Raw genomic sequence first — 18,894 nt, forward strand, 5'->3', positions numbered from 1 at the left:
ATAGTTCGTCGGCGTGTTAATACCTTTGGTGAAGTGTGGGAAATTAAGTAATGGCAGGACTCGTGGATTGACGCACTATGCCTATCGCTTGACCTCCGCCTGAAGACGGAGGTATGCGCTATCGGTCTGTATCAGACTGAAACAGTTGTTTCGTCCGATCCCAGACGGACGGTTCCTGATCTCCGTGGTCGCCAGCCGACTCCACGGGTTCGTCCCGACCGGACGGGTTCGGTGTCTCTCGAGTCGCGAGTTCCGCTTCCAAGCGCTCGAGTTCGCCCTCAAGGTCCGCGATACGATCGTTCTTCCGTTCGATCGTCGCCTCGAGTTCGGCCACCCGCGCGCGGAGTAGCTGGTTTTTCTCGGCGAGATACGCTGCTCGAGTGCCATCGTCCCCGCCGCTGACATCGCTCGTCCCTGCCGAACGCTCGCGAGCAGAATCCCGGGAAGCCGTGTGCGGTCGCTGTTGATCCGCCGTCGACTGTGTCTCGTTATTGCTCGAGGGCTCGTAGACGTCGTCGGTCCTCGCGATCGCTCGCTCGACCGTCTTCTCGCCGTAGGTCGATCCGTCTGCGTAATGGACGTCGTCCCACTTGTCTCGAAGTAATCCCGACTGTCGAAAGAGACGATCGACTCGAGCGGGATCGCCGCCGGTCCAAAACGCCAGTAGGCAACACAGCGCCATGTCCGCCTCCGACTGACTCTCGTAGCCGGCCGTCGAGCCGCGCCACAGTCTGTCGAACTTCTCGCCGTTGCTCGCCGCCCGTGCCCGCTCGAGCAACTCCTCATCCTCGAGTTGATGTCCCTCCGTGGGGACGTCAGTCCGATCCGAGTCGCCCGCTGTATCATCCACGGCCGCTTGCGCTGCTCGATCGGAACTGTCATCGGCAATGTATTCGTCATAGACGCTCTCGAGCGCCGCAGGTCGGTCCGTGATCCGTTCCGGCGTCGCTTCGACGTGATCACCAGTCACGGTAAAGAACCGTGCCGTCTCGTACATCTCGACCGAGCCACGCCTGCTCCGATCGCCGGGGATCGATCCCCGTACGATGACGTGATATCCCGTTCCCGACGGTGACACCTCTGTGAACGACTCGAGGTCGACGATGATCTCTCGAGCGGTGTCGCTCGGTGATCCCGTTTCCGGATCGCGACAGTCATCAAGGTCGACGCCGACGAATGGATCCTCGTCGGTAAACACGAATCCGATGCCAGCCGCGTCGTCACTGGTCGCGTACTCGAGCGCGTCCTCGAACGATCGCCACGTCGCCGGGTCGGTCGCTGACGCGTAGTCGCCAGTGCCGGGAACGATCGGGACCTTCGTCGCTTTCCCGTCCCGGTCCTGTTTCTGCCAACAGATCCACTGCTCGCGTTCTCGCAACGCCACTGGAATACCGTGCGTCTCGACCGAATCTGTATGATTTTCTGTCATTGGAATTCAATCCTCTGTGAGGCCCTGGTACTGGACCGTCCACCCCCTCTCACCGGTCCGATAGAAACACGCGCACTACGGCGCCTCGAGCATCCTCTTTCTGAAGGCGAAGCCCGTTCGATACTAGTTGGATTTCGGCTCTCGAGTCCCCTGGACACCGCCGCCGTCCACTGATTGTTACCGTGGACGCTCGAGGGACGACAGCTGCTAGAGACCGAATTACCCCGGACGGATCGAGTAGAAGCGGCGCTACAGACCGGTATGAGTCCCAAGACTCGGAAAGATCGGTTCGACTCTACCCTGACCGCTGGCTGGTCCGGGACAGTGTACGTAACACTCATTCAGTCGATTCATCCGCCGTTTCGCGGAGCCGTTCGCCCTCCTCCGTGAGTGCAATACCAGTATAGAAGTTGATGCGTTCGCCATCGACTCGTCGCCGCTCGGTTCCAACCTCGAGATGATCTCCGAGCTTCCGTGCGAACCAGACGTTGTTGGTGCCCTCGAGTCCGTGTCTGGCGACCCACGTCGAATAGACCTGATACAACTCGTCCTTGGGAATGGCCCCATCGGGATCCGAACGGAGATAGCGATCGGCGAAGACGGCGACACCATCGCCCTCCGGATCCGGTTCGGTCTCACTGGGGTCATCGGATCCCTGTTCACGAGTCGATCGAGTCCCGGTATCAGGCTCTTCAGTCGGGCCCGTCGTTTGCCCCGTCAGTGCCTCGAGCGCCTCCGATAACGTGGCAGTCTTCCCGTCGCGGTAGAGGCGGGCGACCCCGTCAGTCGGGAGAACCACGATGGCGTAGCTGTCTCGATCGAAGTCCGGACGGGGAAGCTCGGACGCCGGAACGAAGGGACGGTTGATCGTCGTCCACTCGGCTTCGAACGCCTCCGACGTGTCGTAGACGTGTGTCTCACCGCGATCGTACACCGTGTACTGACCCGTCTCTCGGTCATAGCTGTAGTAGGCGGGTACCGTGTCCTTCGAAAACCCGTCTGTCGCGGGTATTCGTGCGAATTCCGTTTCGCCGTCCGAGAGGGACCACTCTCCGTCGAGACGCTGCCAGACGGTACGCTGCGAATCGGTCGCCGGTCGGACGGCAGTGACACCACCACGAGAGACCGCGCCACCGCCGAACGTGATGAGATCGTCCGTATTGTAGAACTGTTCGATCCCGTCGGCCAGCTCGCGTATCGGCTGCTCGAGGATGTTCTCGACTCGCCTCGCGACGCTGGTCAGGTCGTCCTCGCCGGGACGGACGACGAACATCGGGATCCGGTCGGTCTCCTGGGCCCGCTTGAGATTCCGCAGGACCTTCGCCGGCCGGTTCGGCGTCGTCGTTTCGGCTTCGAGCGCGAATACGGCATCGAACTCGGGGTGAGTCGCCGTTCCGTCCGGTTTGTCGCTACCGTCCTGTTCGAGGATCTCGACGCGGAAATCGAGTCTCGTGAGCGTTTCCTCGAGTTCGAGCAAGAGGTCGTCGTGATCGGAGCTACCGGCCGCGCTGACATCCCCCGTCTCGGGTTCGGCGACCGCTTCGCCCTCATCGGTCAACCGGACGACGACAGTATCATCGCGGACGCTGATGTCGGCCTCGACCAGCGGGGACTCCTGGCGGACATCGGGAAACTCGTCACGTGACACCGTCCCGGCAAATTCCGTCTCATCGTTCTCGAGCCGTGCGATCACTTCCTCGTCGACATCGGTAACGCTGACCCAGCCGTTCTGATCGCGAACGTCCGCTCGAGTCTGGACGGCACGGATCGCTTCGGCCATTACGCGATCGACGGTCAACTCGTCAGGACTGGCCGCCTCGTTGTACTCGCGGTAGACGAGATTACGGAGGATTTCGCCGTCGGTCAACGAATCCGTTCCGTAGCGCTCGAGGCTCCGCTCGATGATGGTATCGACGTCGTCCGATCCCCGAAGTGGCGGGTAGGGTGGGAACGTCCGAACCAGAACGGGCTCGGAATAGCGACCGCCGGAAAGCGGGATCCGCGTCCACACTTTGAACTGGTCGGTCGTGATGAGGTCCTCGGCCGTGTAGTCACGGAAGCGTTTCATCAGTAACTCGGCGTCGTCGCTGTCGTTAACCGAGAACGCGAGGAGGTTATCGCAGTTGTTCTGCATCGCCTTCAGCGTCTCCTCGTCGAACTGCGAGGGATACTGTGAGGCAAGAGTCACCGAGAGTCGCATCGACCGGGCGCGAGCGAGCATCGACTCGATATCGAGGTTCTCGCTCGCGATGTCGTCGAACTCGTCACAGAGGACGAAGTACGGATCCGGCGTCGTATCCAACTCGTACGATCGGCGCTGAATCGCCGACCAGAGATTGCGCATGACACCGAGGGTGACCATCTTCTTGATGTCCGTGTTCTCGACCGGCGTCCGGACGATGACGATGCGGTCGTTGTCGATGATCTCCCGGAAGTCGATCGTACTCTCGCGATGGGCGATGATTCGGCGGATCACCGAATTCTCCACCCACGACTTGATCCGTTTCAGCAGCGGACGGACCGTCTCCTCCTCCATGTCAGCGATCTCGAGGCAGAATTCCCTGATATAGGGGTCCTCGACGTCGACTGCGAACTCCTCGCGTCGCTCGGCGTTGAGCAATGTGAAGTACATATCGATGATCGAAAACGGCTGCTCCGACTTCATCATCGCCCGAGCCATCGACTCGGTGATCGCCTCCATGTTGATACCCCAGTAATCGGACGTATCGAACACTGCCTTCAGGTTCTCGACACGGTTTTCGATCTCGTTCTCGAAGTCCTCGGTCGTCTCACACTCGGGTACCTCGAGGAAGTTCAGTCCGACCGTCTTCTCGTGTGTCGTCGATCCGGGTTCGATCCAGACGACGTCCTCGAGACGATGCTCGGGAAGCATCCGGAGCAACTCTCGCGAATCACGGCCTTTGGGATCGAAGTAGGTGAAACCGTAGCCGGCGTAGGCCCACTGGACCATCATGTTCAGGAGTTCGGTCGTTTTCCCGTAGCCGGTCGTCCCGGCGATCCAAGTGTGCCGGAAGAGGGACTCGAAGCGAAGCGGCGCCTCTCGAAACCCCGTCTGTGGGTCCTCGGTATAGCCGACCCAGAGCGGGGACGGTGCGTCGTGGCGGCCGGCTTCGAACATCTCCCGGACGAACGGCCCCGCGACCGTTCCCTCGTCGACCGTCTCCGTGATGATGGGCTTCCCGCCGATACGGGTCGTATTGCGGTCGACGATGTCGTACCGGCGACCGGGATCCACCTGCCGCGTGGATTCCGCTTCGGAGGCAGCCTCCTGATCGACTCGTTTAGTGCCGTCAGACGCGGGGACGGGAAGCGACTCATCGGACGCCTCGTCCGTGGCCACTTCCTCACTGTTCCGGTCCTCACCGACAGTTGTCCCGTCCCGACCGAAGAGTCGATCAAAGACCATTGGATCCCTCCCGGTCTCGAGCCATTTCCTCGAAGCCGGCCGGCGGTTCGTCCAGACCGGGGGACGCCCGTCCGTCGCCATCGACCGACGTTGCATCCGACTCATATCGGACACTATCCGCCGGGATCCGATCGCCGCGCTGGGTGTACCGCCAGTCGATCTTCGGCGTCTCGATCTCCGAGTTCGGAATGTGGGCTACGCCGGCGAGTTCGTCGACGGTCATGATCATGTGGCGATCGATCCACTCGCGGTCACGCATCCGCCGGAGGAACCGACGGAGTCGCTTCGCTCGCGTTCGCTTCTTGCGATGCCAGACCGGCGTGTCGTCGAGCCCCTGTTCGGTGATCGCGTTGTAGTATTTCCTGAACATCCCCGCCACGCCACGGGCTCGAGCCTCGGCTTCGTCCCGCTTCGACGACGCGGCGAGGACACGGATATTGACGTGAAACGCTTGCTTTCCCCGTTGCTGTTCGATCGTCGTCGCGGCCTGCTTGTCCTTCGCACTGGCCGGTCTCGTACGGGGGTTGAGCCACCCGACGGACGTCCCCTGTCGAAGCGCGTGGGCGAGTTCGTCGATGCTATTGTGTTTGAACCGGTCGCCGTCGGTCCACGACTGCTTCGCGGGTCGAAAGACGACCTGCGTGACGACCGTACTCTCCTCGAGGGACAGCATCTCGCTCGTGATCTCGCCGTAGGGATCGGTCTCGAATCCCTCGCTGTTGTGGTGGCGAATCGGATAGTAGGGGATCTTCTCCATCTCGAGCCACGCGCCGGCGACGTACTCGTTGGGCTCGATACGCGGGAACGCGGGGCCGCTCTCGACGCGGAAGACCTCGCTGTTTGCGTAGTTGTTTCCGACGCGCCGCCTGAACTTGTCGGCGGCCGCCTCCGTGGCGGCGTGCATGTAGAACGTAATCTTTCCCCGATCGAACCAGACTTCGAACGAGTGGTGGTCGCTCGTGTTCTTGCCGCGGAAATCGGTCGTCACGTCGTGGACCGACTGGAGTACCCCCGCGCCGTCGACGATCCCCTCGTTCTCTTTGAACGGGCGGATCCGGAGCAACGTCCCCGGAGTGTCCGCTTGCTGCTGTTCGAACGCGTCGGCCTCACCGGATGCGAGTTGCGTCGCTTCGTACCGTGGCGACGGATACACGGCTTCCTTCAGTCGCTCGAGCTTAGACACGATCCTGCCCTCCCATCTCCACGGTAGTCGCATCACGATCGGGAGCGGAATCGCCGCCGGCGGCCCGGGCACGCGCCTCGTCGTCGTCCGGACCGAGCCGACACTCAACGACGGCTTCGATGATCTCTGCGGTCGTGAGATCCGCCTCGAGGAAGCGATCGGCCTCGTCAGCGGTGAGATCGAACTGCGTCGTGAGGGCGTTGCGCCGCGTTTCGGTCTCGATGAGACCATCGAAGGCGAGCAGTTCCGCCGAGTCATCGCTGATGGCCTGCTCGATGAATGTGCGATCGTCGGGGCCGTAATCGATGATTCGTTGTTCGAAGTCATCGGCGACGACGTGGAGCGGATACGTTCCGTGTTCCTCGACGCGGACGAGCGACTGACTGTAGCCGAGATCCTCCTTGCCGGCGTCGGCACGCCTGACGTATCGACGCTGTTCTTCGGTCAGGCCGATTTTGTCAGCGGTCCGATCGTCCAGATCCGGGAGCTTGTGGAAGACCTTGATCGGACACATTCCGACGATCTTCTCCGACTGTTCGGTCTCGTAGAACTCCTGGGCCGTCTGGGAGAGCAACACCATTCTGAGTCCGGCGTGACGCTGGTGGCGAAACGCCGTCTCGAGGAAATCGAGATTTGCCTGATCTTCGAAGAGGTAGTGTGCTTCGTCGATCGCGAGTTCGACGTTTCGCTCGGTGTTTTTCGCCTGCTGGTAGATCGTCGACAGGAGTAGTTGCATCAGGAACGTCTGCCGATCGATTCCAGACGCACTGCCCTCGATCCGGCCGAGGTCGATATAGACGACCTTGTTGTCGCCCTCGAGGATATCGATTTCCGAGCGATACGAGAGGTTCTCGTACGCCCCGCCCTCGCGGAACGGCTGGAACGCGATCGCGAGTTCGTCGGCGTACCGTGCGGCGCGTTCGCGGGCGGATTCGGATGCCGCGATGTTGTGATCGCTCGGATTCTCCGCGATATCACAGAGGATCCGATGGATGTCCTGCATCGTCGGCGAGTTCGCCGACGTGTGCGTCGAGACGTCGTCCGCAACGATCCCCGCCTGTCGGTAGGCCTCGTCGATGACATACGAGAGGACGCCGGTCTCGGCACCGAGATCGATATCGCGAGCGTCGAGGAAATTCTCGAGAACGGCGTAGACCTCGTCTTTCTTCGCCGATAGAGGCGAGATATCGTCGGTTGAGTCGAAGACGTGTTGTGGCGTCTCTCGGATCTCGAGCGGGTTCAGCTTCGTCTCGCCACCGACAGTGATCGTTTTCGCGTTCAGGGCGTCCGCAATGCCGCGGAAGCCACCCACTGGATCGACGAGGACGAGCATCGTGTCGTTGCGACGCTTCATCATCCGAAGGTGACGCATGATGCTGCCGAACGTCTTCCCGGCGCCCGGCATGCCGACGACGAGTTCACTGTGTCCAGTCTCGAGATTCCACGGGTTGATTCGGACGGGCGATCCGTTGTGTCCGTGATAACCGTATTCGATGCCGCCCTCCATCATCATGTAGTTCGACGAGAATGGGAACATCGCCCCGATTGCCTGGTTCGTCAGCGTCGACATTCGGTCCCGACCGAGTTCGTTCGTCCCGAGTGGCGACACCGTCGCGAGGCCGCGCTCTTGCCACCGGCTCGCGACTTTGAGCGTGCAGTTCGCCGGCGCGTCTTTGACGATCGACCGCAGGCGCGTCGTCTGGTTGTCGAGCGATTGCTCGCTCTCCGCGGCAAGGCGGATGAACACGCCGGCGCGGTAGAACGACGCCTTGTTCGCTCGGACGAGCGACCGCATGTACTTCGCCTGGTCGATGTCGTCCTGCAGGTCTTCGGACTTGAGGCTATTCGAGTCATGCTGGTTGATCTTCAGGTCCGAAATCCAGTCCGCCATCATGTCCTGTGCCGACTGACTGTCGAACGGATCGAGATGGATACTGATGTCCGTCTGGAGGTCCGTCTCGAGAAGCAATCGCTCGAGGAGGCCGTCAGACGGCTCCTCGGGGAACTGTTCGATCCAGAACGTACGGACGTAAGTCTCGTCGTTGATCACCGCGTACGTCGTCTCCCAGTCGACCGTCGACGGCGCAATAGCCGACTGGTGCATCGTCGAGGTATCCGGCAGCTGATCGGCGGATGGGACCGACGGCTCGTCGGCAGCGTCCGTATCGGAGTCGGTCGCAGTACTGTTGCTCGAGGCCGGGTCCGCTCTCTCATCCCCGTCGGGCATGGCATCGAGGACATCCTCGGGATCGGGCGTCGCCGGGACGCCGTCGCTGATTCCGTGGGAAACGACCGGAAACGTACCCAGCGCGTTCGTGATATCGGCGTAGGTTTCCGATTGGCAGGTCCAGTACTCCTTCGTCAGTCGGGCAAGATCGTACGCGTCGACGGGACTGACGGCACAGCGATAGAGCGACGAGCTACCCCGCCGGAGCTGTGTGAGTCGCGCGTCCAGTTGCTCTTCTTTGAGCTGGTCCCGTTCGGCTTCGGTCAGCTCATCAGTCCGGAACCGGTCGAAGAAGCGACCGAGAACCGGAACGGTAGCGAGATAGGCGAGAACGCTATCCCCGGTCGCGTCGAACCGCTCGATATCGTCGTCGTTGACCGCAGTTACGAGGTAGTACTCGCGGATCGTCTTCGCCTCGGAGTCGATATCCCCGTTTTCGGTCGTGTTCGCACCGACGTACTCCTCGAGCAGGCGCTTCAAGACCGGCCGAGACCGTACGTCAGGGTCGCCGAGTCGATCCCGATGGGCGCGAACGACCTCGTCTTCGTCGATCTCTCGACTGGTAACGTAGATCTTCACCGGGAAGTCGATAGTCGAGTTCGCGAACTCCGAGAGCGACTGGACGGCCTTCGCCCACGCGTCGTCGTCCTCGAGGGCCATGTTCGCGGGTTCGACTTTCATCGCCCCGACGAGCGCACCGTCCGTGCGTTCGACAGCGTGGGGATACACGCGCTGTAAGCGGGTCAGATAGCGAAGGTCGCTGGAATCGTCAGCGCCGTGGCTGTACTCTTTGTTCTTGACTGCCCACTCGAGGCGGGCCGCGAGCCATTCAGTGAGCCAGAGATATCCGGGTTTGACCTTGTGGAGCAAGAACAGCAGCGTAGTGAGCATGATCCCGAAACCCAGTACCGGAATCGTCAGCGTCGCCGGAACGAACGTCGCTGCGACGACAGTGACGAACGCAACCGCGAGGAACAGCATGAGTTCGCCGATCGTATACCCACGGAAGAACGCCGTGGTACCGCCAAGCGACTGATGGATCTTTCGCGCGCTGTACTCGCCGTCTGCCGTGTTCGAGCTCATGGGGGATCACCACCGCGAGACCTTTCGTTTCGTGTTTTTGAACCCGCGCTTCGCTCGAGAGGAGATTTTGCGGACGTCGTCTTTGGCCTGATCGCGCATGCGGCCCGACTCCGACTTTCGAACCGTATTGTACGTGCCTGCATGAGACTTCGTCGAGCGGGCGGAGGCACCGAGTTTGTACGCTGTCGAGTCGCCACCGCCGAGTGTCGTCTGGCCGCTTTTGGTCACCGCACCGACCTGACCGGTCGCGTATCCCCGGTGAACGTTTCGCGCACCACGGACGGCCTTCCCGGAGGTCCGTTTCGCTTTCGCGGCTCCGGACGCGGCCGCTGCGGGATTCGTCGCCGAGACGCCCTTCTGAGCGATGGTCCGTACTGCCGGACTGCTCCAGTAGACTGTCATGATCATCGCGATGATCGCAGCGGGAATCAGAGCCAGTCCGATGAATAACGAAAAGAGACCGTCAACAGAGGTCTCGAGTCCGCCGACTTCCCATCCGATCCGAAAAAGGATCGCCGGCGGAATTCCAGAAAGCACTAATCCCGGATAAATACCAGAGGCCTGACGTGCCATATTTGCCGCCGGGCTAAATGGCCATGCATCCATCGACCATAGAACACCCAAAAGCGGCATTACGGGCGTTAATACACAGAGGGCAATCCAACGGAGAGCAACGACGAATCCAGCGACGACCAAGAAGAAATTCGAGATGACGACCATTGCGAGAATGGCAAACGTACCGCCAAGAGAGGATTGAATAAGGCCGCCAAGCCCTGCTGACATCTCGTCAGTTGGGGCGATCGTCATCCCTACTGCATCGATAAACCGTAGCGGTATCGATACGATTGGAAACCAGACGAATGTCCCCATAAAAACGAGGCCGAGTCGCCGTAGAAGCTGTTTTCGGCGATACTCGCTCATCGAACCAGCACGAAGACCGACGAACGCGAAGGCGATTACCGAGACCATGATCGCTAACGGCATGATATACGGTAGATAGACGTCTTGATACAGACTCCCCCACGGAGCGTTGTCCGGCGTCCCGACAACCATGTATCCGGAATCAGATTTCGGGGCCGGAACACCAACAATAGGCCCTAAAATCGATTCATAGATATTATTCACCAAATCGAGGAGTGCATCAGTGAACCTCTCGAGAACGTTCTCGATTGCATCCTCGACTTGATCCTGTAACCAGGGCATTCAATTCTCACCCCCGACCGATATTGGCTCGTCTGGATCTCCTTCTACAATAGAAAGCTCACACGATTGGGATCCACCATACCTGATCTGTTGTGTATAGGAAGGAGACTTTCCCGGATTAACAACAGCCGTGACAGTCATCGGTTCTACATCGATTGCAGTACAATCAACGGAACCGAGTGCATTTTCGGTTCTATAAACCGGTCGCCTCGAATAGACGGTCGTCTCTCCAGGCGGCAAGCGCGTCTCGTGGTAATACGACTGAGAGTCCTTGGATTGGAGTCGGGCGACCGGTGCACCTGCCCACCGCAGTTCGGTGAGTACCGCTGGTATCGTTCCCCTGTTCTCGATGACAACGGCCGCATACGTCTCCCAATTTGGCGAACTCGTGTCCCAGTCCATCTCGGGATTCGCTGCCGCCCACAGCACGTCCGTGATCGTACATGCCGCCTCGAGCGTGATCGTCGTCGACCCGATATCCTCGTCGCCATCGAGCGCAACGAGGTCGTACTCGCCGCTACGGAGGTCGTCGGAGCGATCGAGAATGTCGAACGATGTCGTCGTCACACCGGACTCGAGGCGCTGTTGATCGAACAGTTCGCCGTCCGGCCCGACGAGATTGACGAACTCAACCGAGTGACCGTCGTCAATATCGATCTCGAGACGGCCGTCGTCAATCGAGACGGAAGCAAAGACGTCACTCCCGTCGGCGCTGATCCCGTTTCCGTCCGAAGTGTTGGTCGTGGGGTCAGATCCAGACGTACAACCGGCGAGAACCGCCGCGCTGACGCCGAAACTGGTAAGCACTGATCGGCGAGCGATTCGACTGTCGTCCGTGTGAGTGTCTTCTGTCATTGTCGGTTTCGAAGTCCGAGTGCTGCACCGCCGGTGAGGTAGTCGAACCCGTAGACGGCTACGGCGACCGGAAGGAACCACAGCAGCGTCACGAGAACCAACTGTACCAGCTTCTGGAAGGTGGGATACTTCGGCGGAATCTTCGCCCGGTCTTCCGCTTCGGCGTATAGCTGATCCGTTCGCCACCAGTCCGCTGGAACGTACCGGCCATCGACGAGCAAGGACGGCCGATCCTCGAGTTCGAGGACGGCAATACCGCTGGCATTCACCGGAACGGACTGATTGCCCACCTCGACGCGGCCGGTTGTGACCGGCTCACCGGTCGTCGACTCCGTGACGGTCGCTTCGACGACGGCTCCCGACGAGTTCGCCTCGAGAACCGTCAACTCGAGGGTCGTTTCGCGAACGGTACCGCGGTCATCGATCGAGATCGTCCGCGACTGTCCGTGAACGATTCCGTGGACCGTCACCTCCTCAAACGCAGTGTTCGGGAGCGTCTTCGATCGTGCGGCGACAGACGTGGCCTGCAGATAGCGGTCAGCAGGCGTGATAGCGATCTCGCTCGAAAGTGAGGGGCCGGCTTGTTCGTCGCCCCACGTCTCTTCGATAGCCAACGGCGTCTCAACACCCGTCGATTCACTGGGTATGTCGGGGCGTTTCTGCACGGGGACAGCGTGGGTCTGCGCTGGGCGAACGGACGAGTTCCGTCTGGTCGTACTCGTTGCCGTCCGTGACACCATCGTATGCCAGCCGTCGACGCCCGCGGAGTAGAACCGCCAGGGTCCCCGGAGACGACCGTTGCCATCGATATCGATCGACGACCACGTGGCATTCGGGTGAACGACGATACCGGTTCGATTCGAGTCTGACTCGAACGTGACCCGCTTGCCGCCGCTATCGTCGACTCGGTTGACGACCGTATGGCGGGAGGCGGTCACCGTCATCCCCTCGGTTACGTCCTCGGTTTCCGTCTCCCACGAGCCCTCGCAGGAATCCGCTGTGCTGTTGTAGTCCTCGCACGTTCGCGTCTCGTGGCGAAGGCGAACAGCGATTTCGACGGCAACGGTGAGATTTGGCGCTCCAGAGAGGTCGCTGTACTCAAGTGAGGACCGATGTCCGCTGTCGGTATCGAGCAGTCGGCCGTCCGCCCGTAGCTCGACGCTATCGATAGTCGTCTCAGCGAGCGACCACTGATCGCGTATCGAGCCGGTGGTATCGTCGTCCGGAACGCGGACTCGATAATCGGATATCGCCAGGACCTCTCCCTCTGAAGCGATGTACTGCGTGGTCGCGTTTCCCGACTGCAGCACTGTCGATGGCTGGATCGCGAAGATGCTCGTGTACGCATCCCTGACGTAGAGCCCGTCCTCGAGTCGCGCACCCTCGGGATGGGTCGATGTCGTTTCGTCACCCGGAGAGAAATCCCGTAGGTCACCGCTGTTCCAGATCGAGACGTCTGCGATCGGTTTCTCGAACGGGACGTCAGTCGATCCTGCGAGTCGACTGGCAAACGCCGCGTCAGAAGAGACATTGTCGACGAACTCGTCGCTCGAGCGGGTGTCCTGTTCCACGTCCTCTGACCACAGCAGCGGGAACCGCGTCTCGTTCACCCCGTACGCGGGACCGTCGTCGGGAATCGTCGTCGCCGTACTCGTGTTCGACTCGTCGGTACCGGTCCCGGCAGCCGGACCAATGGCGGCACCGCTCGCGGCGACCAAGATGAGGGCGATGGCGAGCATCCGAGATTCGATCATTGATCGGGTTCCAGCGGCTGATGGCTTAGAACGGCTTCACACAGTCGGAGAATCCGAACCCCATCTGACTGCCGACCTTGTCGATGAGTTCCGGCGAAATGAGGGCCAGGACGACGATCCCGAAGCCGATGCCGGACATGACGAGCCGTTCTTTGGCCTCGTTCTTCTTTTCGGGGTTGCCACCGGCGCGCATGTACGAAAGGCCCGCTCGACCGACGTAGAAACCGGTCGCGGGGAGTCCGAGGCCGGCAACGGCGCCGAAAACGATTCCGATACCGGTCTCGACACCGGTCCCACAGTAGACGTCACCGACGTTCGACTGGGCGGCAGTTGTTCCCGTAGTAATCGTGGCAAACACGAGCCAGATCGTGACTGACCGTATCGTCGGGCGCAGCCGAGCGACCAACTGGCGAGTATGAGTCGATAGCCTGTGTGACCAATCAGGGCGGTTGATGAGCCATGCGGAGGGATCGTGAGGGGAATCGTTACTCATATTCACGCACAGATCGCTTTTAACAGTTTAGCGCACTCTACAGGACCCCGTCGGACTACGCAAACGGGAGTGTGTGAGAACGTTCCGACGACAGCCGCTTCTACAGCAGTTCCCGAATTCGACTGCTTCTCGACTCGTTTCCAACACGGGAGGACTAGCCGCCCTCGTGAAAACGCTCACACCGTAAGCTTGGCGTGGTGTACTCGTAGTAGCGAATCTCTTTGTTCCCATTGTTCGGTTTAGCACTTCAAAAATATAGTAGGTTGCATGATATATAAAAATTTCCGGTAGCTGTATATAATAATATTTACGCCCCAGTTGCAATGAGCTTCACACCCACGGATTCTCCGAGAGTTCGCCCAGCGGATGTCCGCTCGAGTCTCACTGCAGAGGATCTCCCCGTCTTCCGTCTGGAAGCCACATGATCATCAGTAGGCCCGATGATAGAGCGGGCGATCGGCAGTTCTTCAGCGTCCGCGAGTGGCCGTCGTAGCCCCGGTCGACTCGTTTATTGGAGTGACGGACACTACAAGGACAGTCTCAAGGTTGGGCGTGACGTACCACGGCTTCTGGCCGGTCGGAGTATCGACCCAGTTGACGGCCATTCACTGCCCAGTACCAGCCGGGGATGTTCGAGCCCAAGTGAGGAACACTGTCGCGAAGGCGACCGCGAGATGATTTCGATCGTGGGAGACCCGTCGATTGGTGGCAGATGTCTGTCGCCGCACTTCGAAACCTCACCAACGACAAGGAATGGGGAACACAATTAAGGACTAGTCGGCCACCGACAGCTCCGGCCTACAAAAATCAATAGGCGAAGTAGCTACAATAGGAAGAATAGCCACAATAGGTAGATTTTTTGAATGTAGAATCACCCGCGATACCAGGCAGTATAGCTTTCATACCGCAGAGGAGAGAAACTTATGGCCTGGTACGCGGGGTCCGACCTTCTCCCTACGAAAGAACCTCCAAGGGCGGTGTTTGGCTCACACGCCAACCGGCTACCACGGCGGCAACCGAGCCAATGCCCATCGCAATTGCCAGTGCGAGAGCGTAAATCCATGGCGCGGTTTGGATAAGGCCGTCAAAGCCGACAACTGCTGTAGCGAGCCGATTAAGAGCGACGACTGCAGGCGGCGTCAAGAGGATCCCGAGGCCACCGCCAAGAAGACCAATAAGCAGCCCCTGCCCGATGACCGTCATAAGCAGAAGTGGTGGCGAAACCCCCTGAACAGTGAGGGCTGCAAACGTTGGCCGCTGTTGGTAGATCACGAGAGAGAGAAGTGAAAACGTAAGCGCCACTCCTGCACCAATTGCGACCACGACGAGCGTCCCTCCTGCTGCGAGAAGAACTACTTGCTCTTGTAACACCGCTTCTAATTGCTCCTGATTCGACCGGATTTCGTACTCCGGGTACTCCTCCGCTAGATCCTGTTTGACCGCCTCGATACGGGCATCGTCTTCGACAGTGATTGCGAGGAACGTTGCCGGCTCCGTCCGTGTGTTCCCAGTGACCTGATGGAGTTCACTCAGCGGCATCGTCACTGTCGGTGTCCCAAGCATCCGTTCGAACGTGGGTGAAATACCGACAACGGTAAATTCGTTTTCGCGAGCAGCTGCCAACGACCCGCCAATATTGACCGTGTCTCCGACAGAGACGCCCAAACTCCGAGCGGTCTCCGCATCGATCAGTACCTCGCGGGTCATCTCTCCGTCGTAGGTCCCATTTGCGTAGTACGGGTCTCCCTCGAGGGCGTTCCCATCAGTCACCTGAATTGATGATCCACTGCCTGGGATGCCAGTCCCGACAAACGTCTGGAAGTCGTCGCTCCCGTCGGTGCTAACATATACCGTTTCGAACGCTAATGGGGCCGCAAGAGCGACACCGTCATGTGATTCCATCTCTGCAGAGAGATTCCGCGAGTCATACAGCGTGTTTTCGAATCCCCCGCCACCCGCGGTCGTGAGTCGGGTGTCACCCGACGTCACCCAGAGGTCGCGGTCGGCCGTCTGAAATTGTTGTTCACCCGTCTCGAGGACACCGACGCCGGCCCCAGCGAGTAATGTGATTGCCAGCACAGCAAGCGTAACACCGAGAACTGCCAAACTGAGCCGGACTTTCTGATCGCGGAACTGCGCGATCGTAAGCCGCCCGGCGGTCCAGAGCCGCGTGAACTGTCTCGTCATCAACCGACGGTATCGCCCACTCATCCCAGTTTCCCTCCAGTTACACGGCGCGTCACCACTACGAGAAACGGGAGCGAAAGCAGTCCGACGAACAGACCAACGCCAGTGCCGTACAGAACGAACCACGGGGAAACGACCGCTATCGGCTCGGTCGTTATCGTTCGAACCGCTACTGCGTTGATGAGCCGAATCCCGCCGATGCCACAGACAGCACCAACGATCCCGCCGAGACCGGTCAGGACAAGCGTTTGCGCTCCAACGAGTCGAATCTGACTGCCGACGGAGATTCCCATGGCAGAGAGGACCGCTAGCTGTTGACGATCCGCGACGAGTTCGAGCCCGGACGTCGTGACGACGAACAGCGTCCCGATAACGAGGGCGACGGTCAGCGCGGTCGCCGCAAGCGCCAGCGCCATATCCGAGTTGCGCGTACTACTTGCCGTCATCTCTCCGCGCGACTGAACGGACGACTGTGGATAGATCCCCTCGAGGTCGTCTCGAACTGCCGGTGAACTCGTACTCACGACGAACTGGTCTGCCTGGTCGTACGTCGTCGCGCCGGTCACGTGCTGTAGCTCGCTCAGTTGGACGAGTGCCGTCGGGACGTTCCCGACATCGGAGGATTGAGACTCGATGTCAGTAACCGTAAACGAGCGATTCCCAGCGATCGTCACGGAGTCGTTCGTCGTAACGGCAAGCAGTTCTGCCGTCCCTTCCGAGAGGACGACATCACCGGTCCACGTACCGTTGTACTCGCCGTCACCATAGTACGGATCGTGTGGTGTGAGCGAGTCCGTATTCAGTCCGGACACGTCCTCAAGAGCCGGAGAATTGATGACACCGATGATGAGGACGTATTCGTCCGATTCGTTCGTTCCGACCCGAAGAACCTGTGCCAAAACGGGGGTCGAAGACTCGACGCCGTCGATAGCGGTGATGCGATCGTTCGTTTCGTGAACGGAACTGAACTGTGGAGAGTCAGTCGCGACCAACGGGGATTCCGGGCTCTCCGAGTCCGGCACGATCCAGTAATCGATGTCGTCGTCGTACACGGTCGTACTGGTTGCAAGACCAACGCTGAGTCCGGTGACCATGACCAACAGGGCGATCGCGACGGCGACACCGAGACCGCTAAATCGGATCCGTTGTCGCGCCGTGTGCGTCGCGCGCAAGGCCGTCCGTCGAATACCCAGGGCGACGAATCCGACCCACCGGGTGAGAAGCTCCCGAATTTTCATTACCGCGATCCTCCCGGCGGTGACTGGTCGACGACTGACCCATCACGGAGCCGCAGCAATCGATCACAGAGTTCGAGGGTCTCGCGATCATGCGATGCGAGAACGACGGCCCTGTTCTCCGCAACGCGTTCGAACTCCTGAAGGACCGTCCGCCCGGCTTCCGTATCCAGTTCACCGGTTGGCTCGTCTGCGATCACGAGTTCCGGATCCGTAATCAGGGCACGAGCGATCGCAACACGCTGTTGTTCCCCGCCGCTGAGTTCTCGCGGGCGGTGTGTAATCCGATCCCCAAGTCCGACTCGCTCGAGCAGGTCGGTCGCACGCCGTCGGCGCTCCCGCTTCCCGACGCCGGTTTCGACTAACGGCAGCGCAACGTTTGCGCGTGCCGAGAGAGAGTCAAGCAGGTGAAACTGCTGGAAGACGATACCGATGTGTTCGAGTCGGTGTCGGGTTCGCTCGCGACGAGACAGCGACGCGAGATCGGTCCCGCGGAACGTGACCGTACCGTCCGTGGGACGTTCCAGTCCGGCAAGAAGATGGAGCAACGTCGATTTGCCGCTCCCGCTCGGTCCCGCGAGACCGACGATTTCCTCGGTCCTGACCTCGAGCGACGCTGAATCGACAGCACAGACTGTTGGCGGCGATTGGCGCCCGAGTAATCGGCCGAGAACGCCGGGCTCTGTGCCCCTTGTATACCTCTTCGTTACGTCAGTCGCCGAAACGACGACTGAAGAAGAGGCCTCATCGAACGAGGCAACGGAACCAGCCATATTCCCCTCGAGGTATCTCCGGATAATGAACCATTTGGTCTGAATGGAGTTGAATGACTGAGTGACGGTGCAGTCGGGCTGCGTTCGGCTCGATTTACGGTTAAACTGGCCAGTGTCAGTTTCGTCGCCGATGGCCACAAAGAAATGAGAAACAGCTAAAACGCGATTCGTCACCGCTGGCGGCGAAGCGCCAGCATCGCGAACGCAAGGAGCGAGAGAAGTGTGATGGTTACCCCGAAGCCGGGGATGGAACTACTATCTCCGCCGTCGGTTTCGTTCGCATCACTACCGTCGGTTTCGGTGGTGTTACCGCCATCACTGCTGCCGGGATTGCTTTCCGCAACGGTTACCGTCTCCGTTGCGGTATCGGTTTCACTGAAATCGTTTCTGACAGTGAGTTCGATATCGTAGGTGCCCGGTTCGGCGAACGAGGTCGTGACGGTTTCGCCGGTGTAGGTATCGCCGTCGATTTCCCACTCGTAGGCGATGATCTCCCGTTCCTTGTCGGTCGACTCTGCGGCCGAGAACGTGATCTCCTCGCCGACTGTCGGTGAACCGGGATCGACGGAGATCACTGCCGTCGGCTCGGGATTGTCGAGTCCGCCATCGTCGTCCGATTGGGCCGGTAGTCCGCCGAGACCGCCCCCACCGGCGGCACGTTCGACCGAGAGATCGATGCGCTCCGATTCGCCGGATGTCCACGTAAGTACCTTTTCATCGGTGTTTTCGACACCGGAAACGGTGACTGTGAACTCGTCGCCCTCGTCGGGTTCATCGACTTTGATGCTGTAAGCGCCATTTTCGTCGGTAGTATCGTTGGCGAGGACCGTGCCGCCCCCGTCAGTGACTTCGACGAGTGCGTTCTCGACGGGATCGCCATTACTGTCGACGACATCACCATAGACGCTGTGTGGCGGCGCTGGTGGGCCACCGTCTTGCGCGGTCGCACAACCGACGGTGAGTCCGCTCGTGACCAATACCACAACTGCGGCGACCACGAATAGTCGCGTCGACCGAGATGACATGTTGATACCCATGGATTGTA

The 18,894-nt window shown here is 60.1% G+C and carries 12 protein-coding genes; all 12 read right to left on the reverse strand.

Features of this window, described 5'->3' with window-relative positions; genetic code table 11:
* Nucleotides 1-118 precede the first annotated feature (118 nt).
* Complete coding sequence (locus ACERIM_RS16540; protein ID WP_049905988.1) at nucleotides 119-1,429, reverse strand: hypothetical protein; 1,311 nt, start codon at nucleotides 1,427-1,429, stop codon at nucleotides 119-121.
* Nucleotides 1,430-1,766: 337 nt separating this feature from the next.
* On the reverse strand, nucleotides 1,767-4,856 hold the full coding sequence (locus ACERIM_RS16545) for a TraM recognition domain-containing protein (protein ID WP_373633493.1): 3,090 nt from the start codon (nucleotides 4,854-4,856) through the stop codon (nucleotides 1,767-1,769).
* On the reverse strand, nucleotides 4,846-6,039 hold the full coding sequence (locus ACERIM_RS16550) for a hypothetical protein (RefSeq protein ID WP_373633494.1): 1,194 nt from the start codon (nucleotides 6,037-6,039) through the stop codon (nucleotides 4,846-4,848). Before ACERIM_RS16550 ends, ACERIM_RS16545 begins: the two co-directional genes overlap by 11 nt.
* Nucleotides 6,032-9,349, reverse strand: a complete 3,318-nt coding sequence (locus tag ACERIM_RS16555; protein ID WP_373633495.1) for a VirB4 family type IV secretion system protein — start codon at nucleotides 9,347-9,349, stop codon at nucleotides 6,032-6,034. The genes ACERIM_RS16550 and ACERIM_RS16555 overlap by 8 nt, the downstream gene beginning before the upstream one ends.
* 6 nt (nucleotides 9,350-9,355) lie before the next feature.
* On the reverse strand, nucleotides 9,356-10,552 hold the full coding sequence (locus ACERIM_RS16560; protein WP_373633496.1) for a hypothetical protein: 1,197 nt from the start codon (nucleotides 10,550-10,552) through the stop codon (nucleotides 9,356-9,358).
* On the reverse strand, nucleotides 10,553-11,407 hold the full coding sequence (locus ACERIM_RS16565) for a hypothetical protein (RefSeq protein WP_373633497.1): 855 nt from the start codon (nucleotides 11,405-11,407) through the stop codon (nucleotides 10,553-10,555). It lies immediately after the preceding gene.
* Entirely contained in the window at nucleotides 11,404-13,161 is a 1,758-nt protein-coding gene (locus ACERIM_RS16570) for a hypothetical protein (protein ID WP_373633498.1), read from the reverse strand. Before ACERIM_RS16570 ends, ACERIM_RS16565 begins: the two co-directional genes overlap by 4 nt.
* Nucleotides 13,162-13,186: 25 nt before the next feature.
* On the reverse strand, nucleotides 13,187-13,528 hold the full coding sequence (locus ACERIM_RS16575) for a pilin (protein WP_100243434.1): 342 nt from the start codon (nucleotides 13,526-13,528) through the stop codon (nucleotides 13,187-13,189).
* 1,080 nt (nucleotides 13,529-14,608) lie between these two features.
* The gene (locus ACERIM_RS16580; protein ID WP_006650880.1) at nucleotides 14,609-15,841 is read right to left on the reverse strand and encodes an ABC transporter permease; all 1,233 of its coding nucleotides are present in this window, start codon (nucleotides 15,839-15,841) and stop codon (nucleotides 14,609-14,611) included.
* 20 nt (nucleotides 15,842-15,861) lie between these two features.
* Complete coding sequence (locus ACERIM_RS16585) at nucleotides 15,862-17,079, reverse strand: ABC transporter permease (RefSeq protein ID WP_373633500.1); 1,218 nt, start codon at nucleotides 17,077-17,079, stop codon at nucleotides 15,862-15,864.
* Nucleotides 17,079-17,849 carry an ABC transporter ATP-binding protein gene (locus ACERIM_RS16590; RefSeq protein ID WP_373633545.1) on the reverse strand — a complete coding sequence of 257 codons (771 nt, stop codon included), beginning with the start codon at nucleotides 17,847-17,849 and terminating at the stop codon, nucleotides 17,079-17,081. Before ACERIM_RS16590 ends, ACERIM_RS16585 begins: the two co-directional genes overlap by 1 nt.
* Nucleotides 17,850-18,019: 170 nt before the next feature.
* The gene (locus tag ACERIM_RS16595) at nucleotides 18,020-18,847 is read right to left on the reverse strand and encodes a PKD domain-containing protein (RefSeq protein ID WP_172704600.1); all 828 of its coding nucleotides are present in this window, start codon (nucleotides 18,845-18,847) and stop codon (nucleotides 18,020-18,022) included.
* Nucleotides 18,848-18,894 lie beyond the last annotated feature (47 nt).

The sequence above is a fragment of the Natrinema sp. H-ect1 genome, from assembly GCF_041821105.1.
GTDB classification, from domain to species: Archaea; Halobacteriota; Halobacteria; order Halobacteriales; family Natrialbaceae; genus Natrinema; species Natrinema thermotolerans.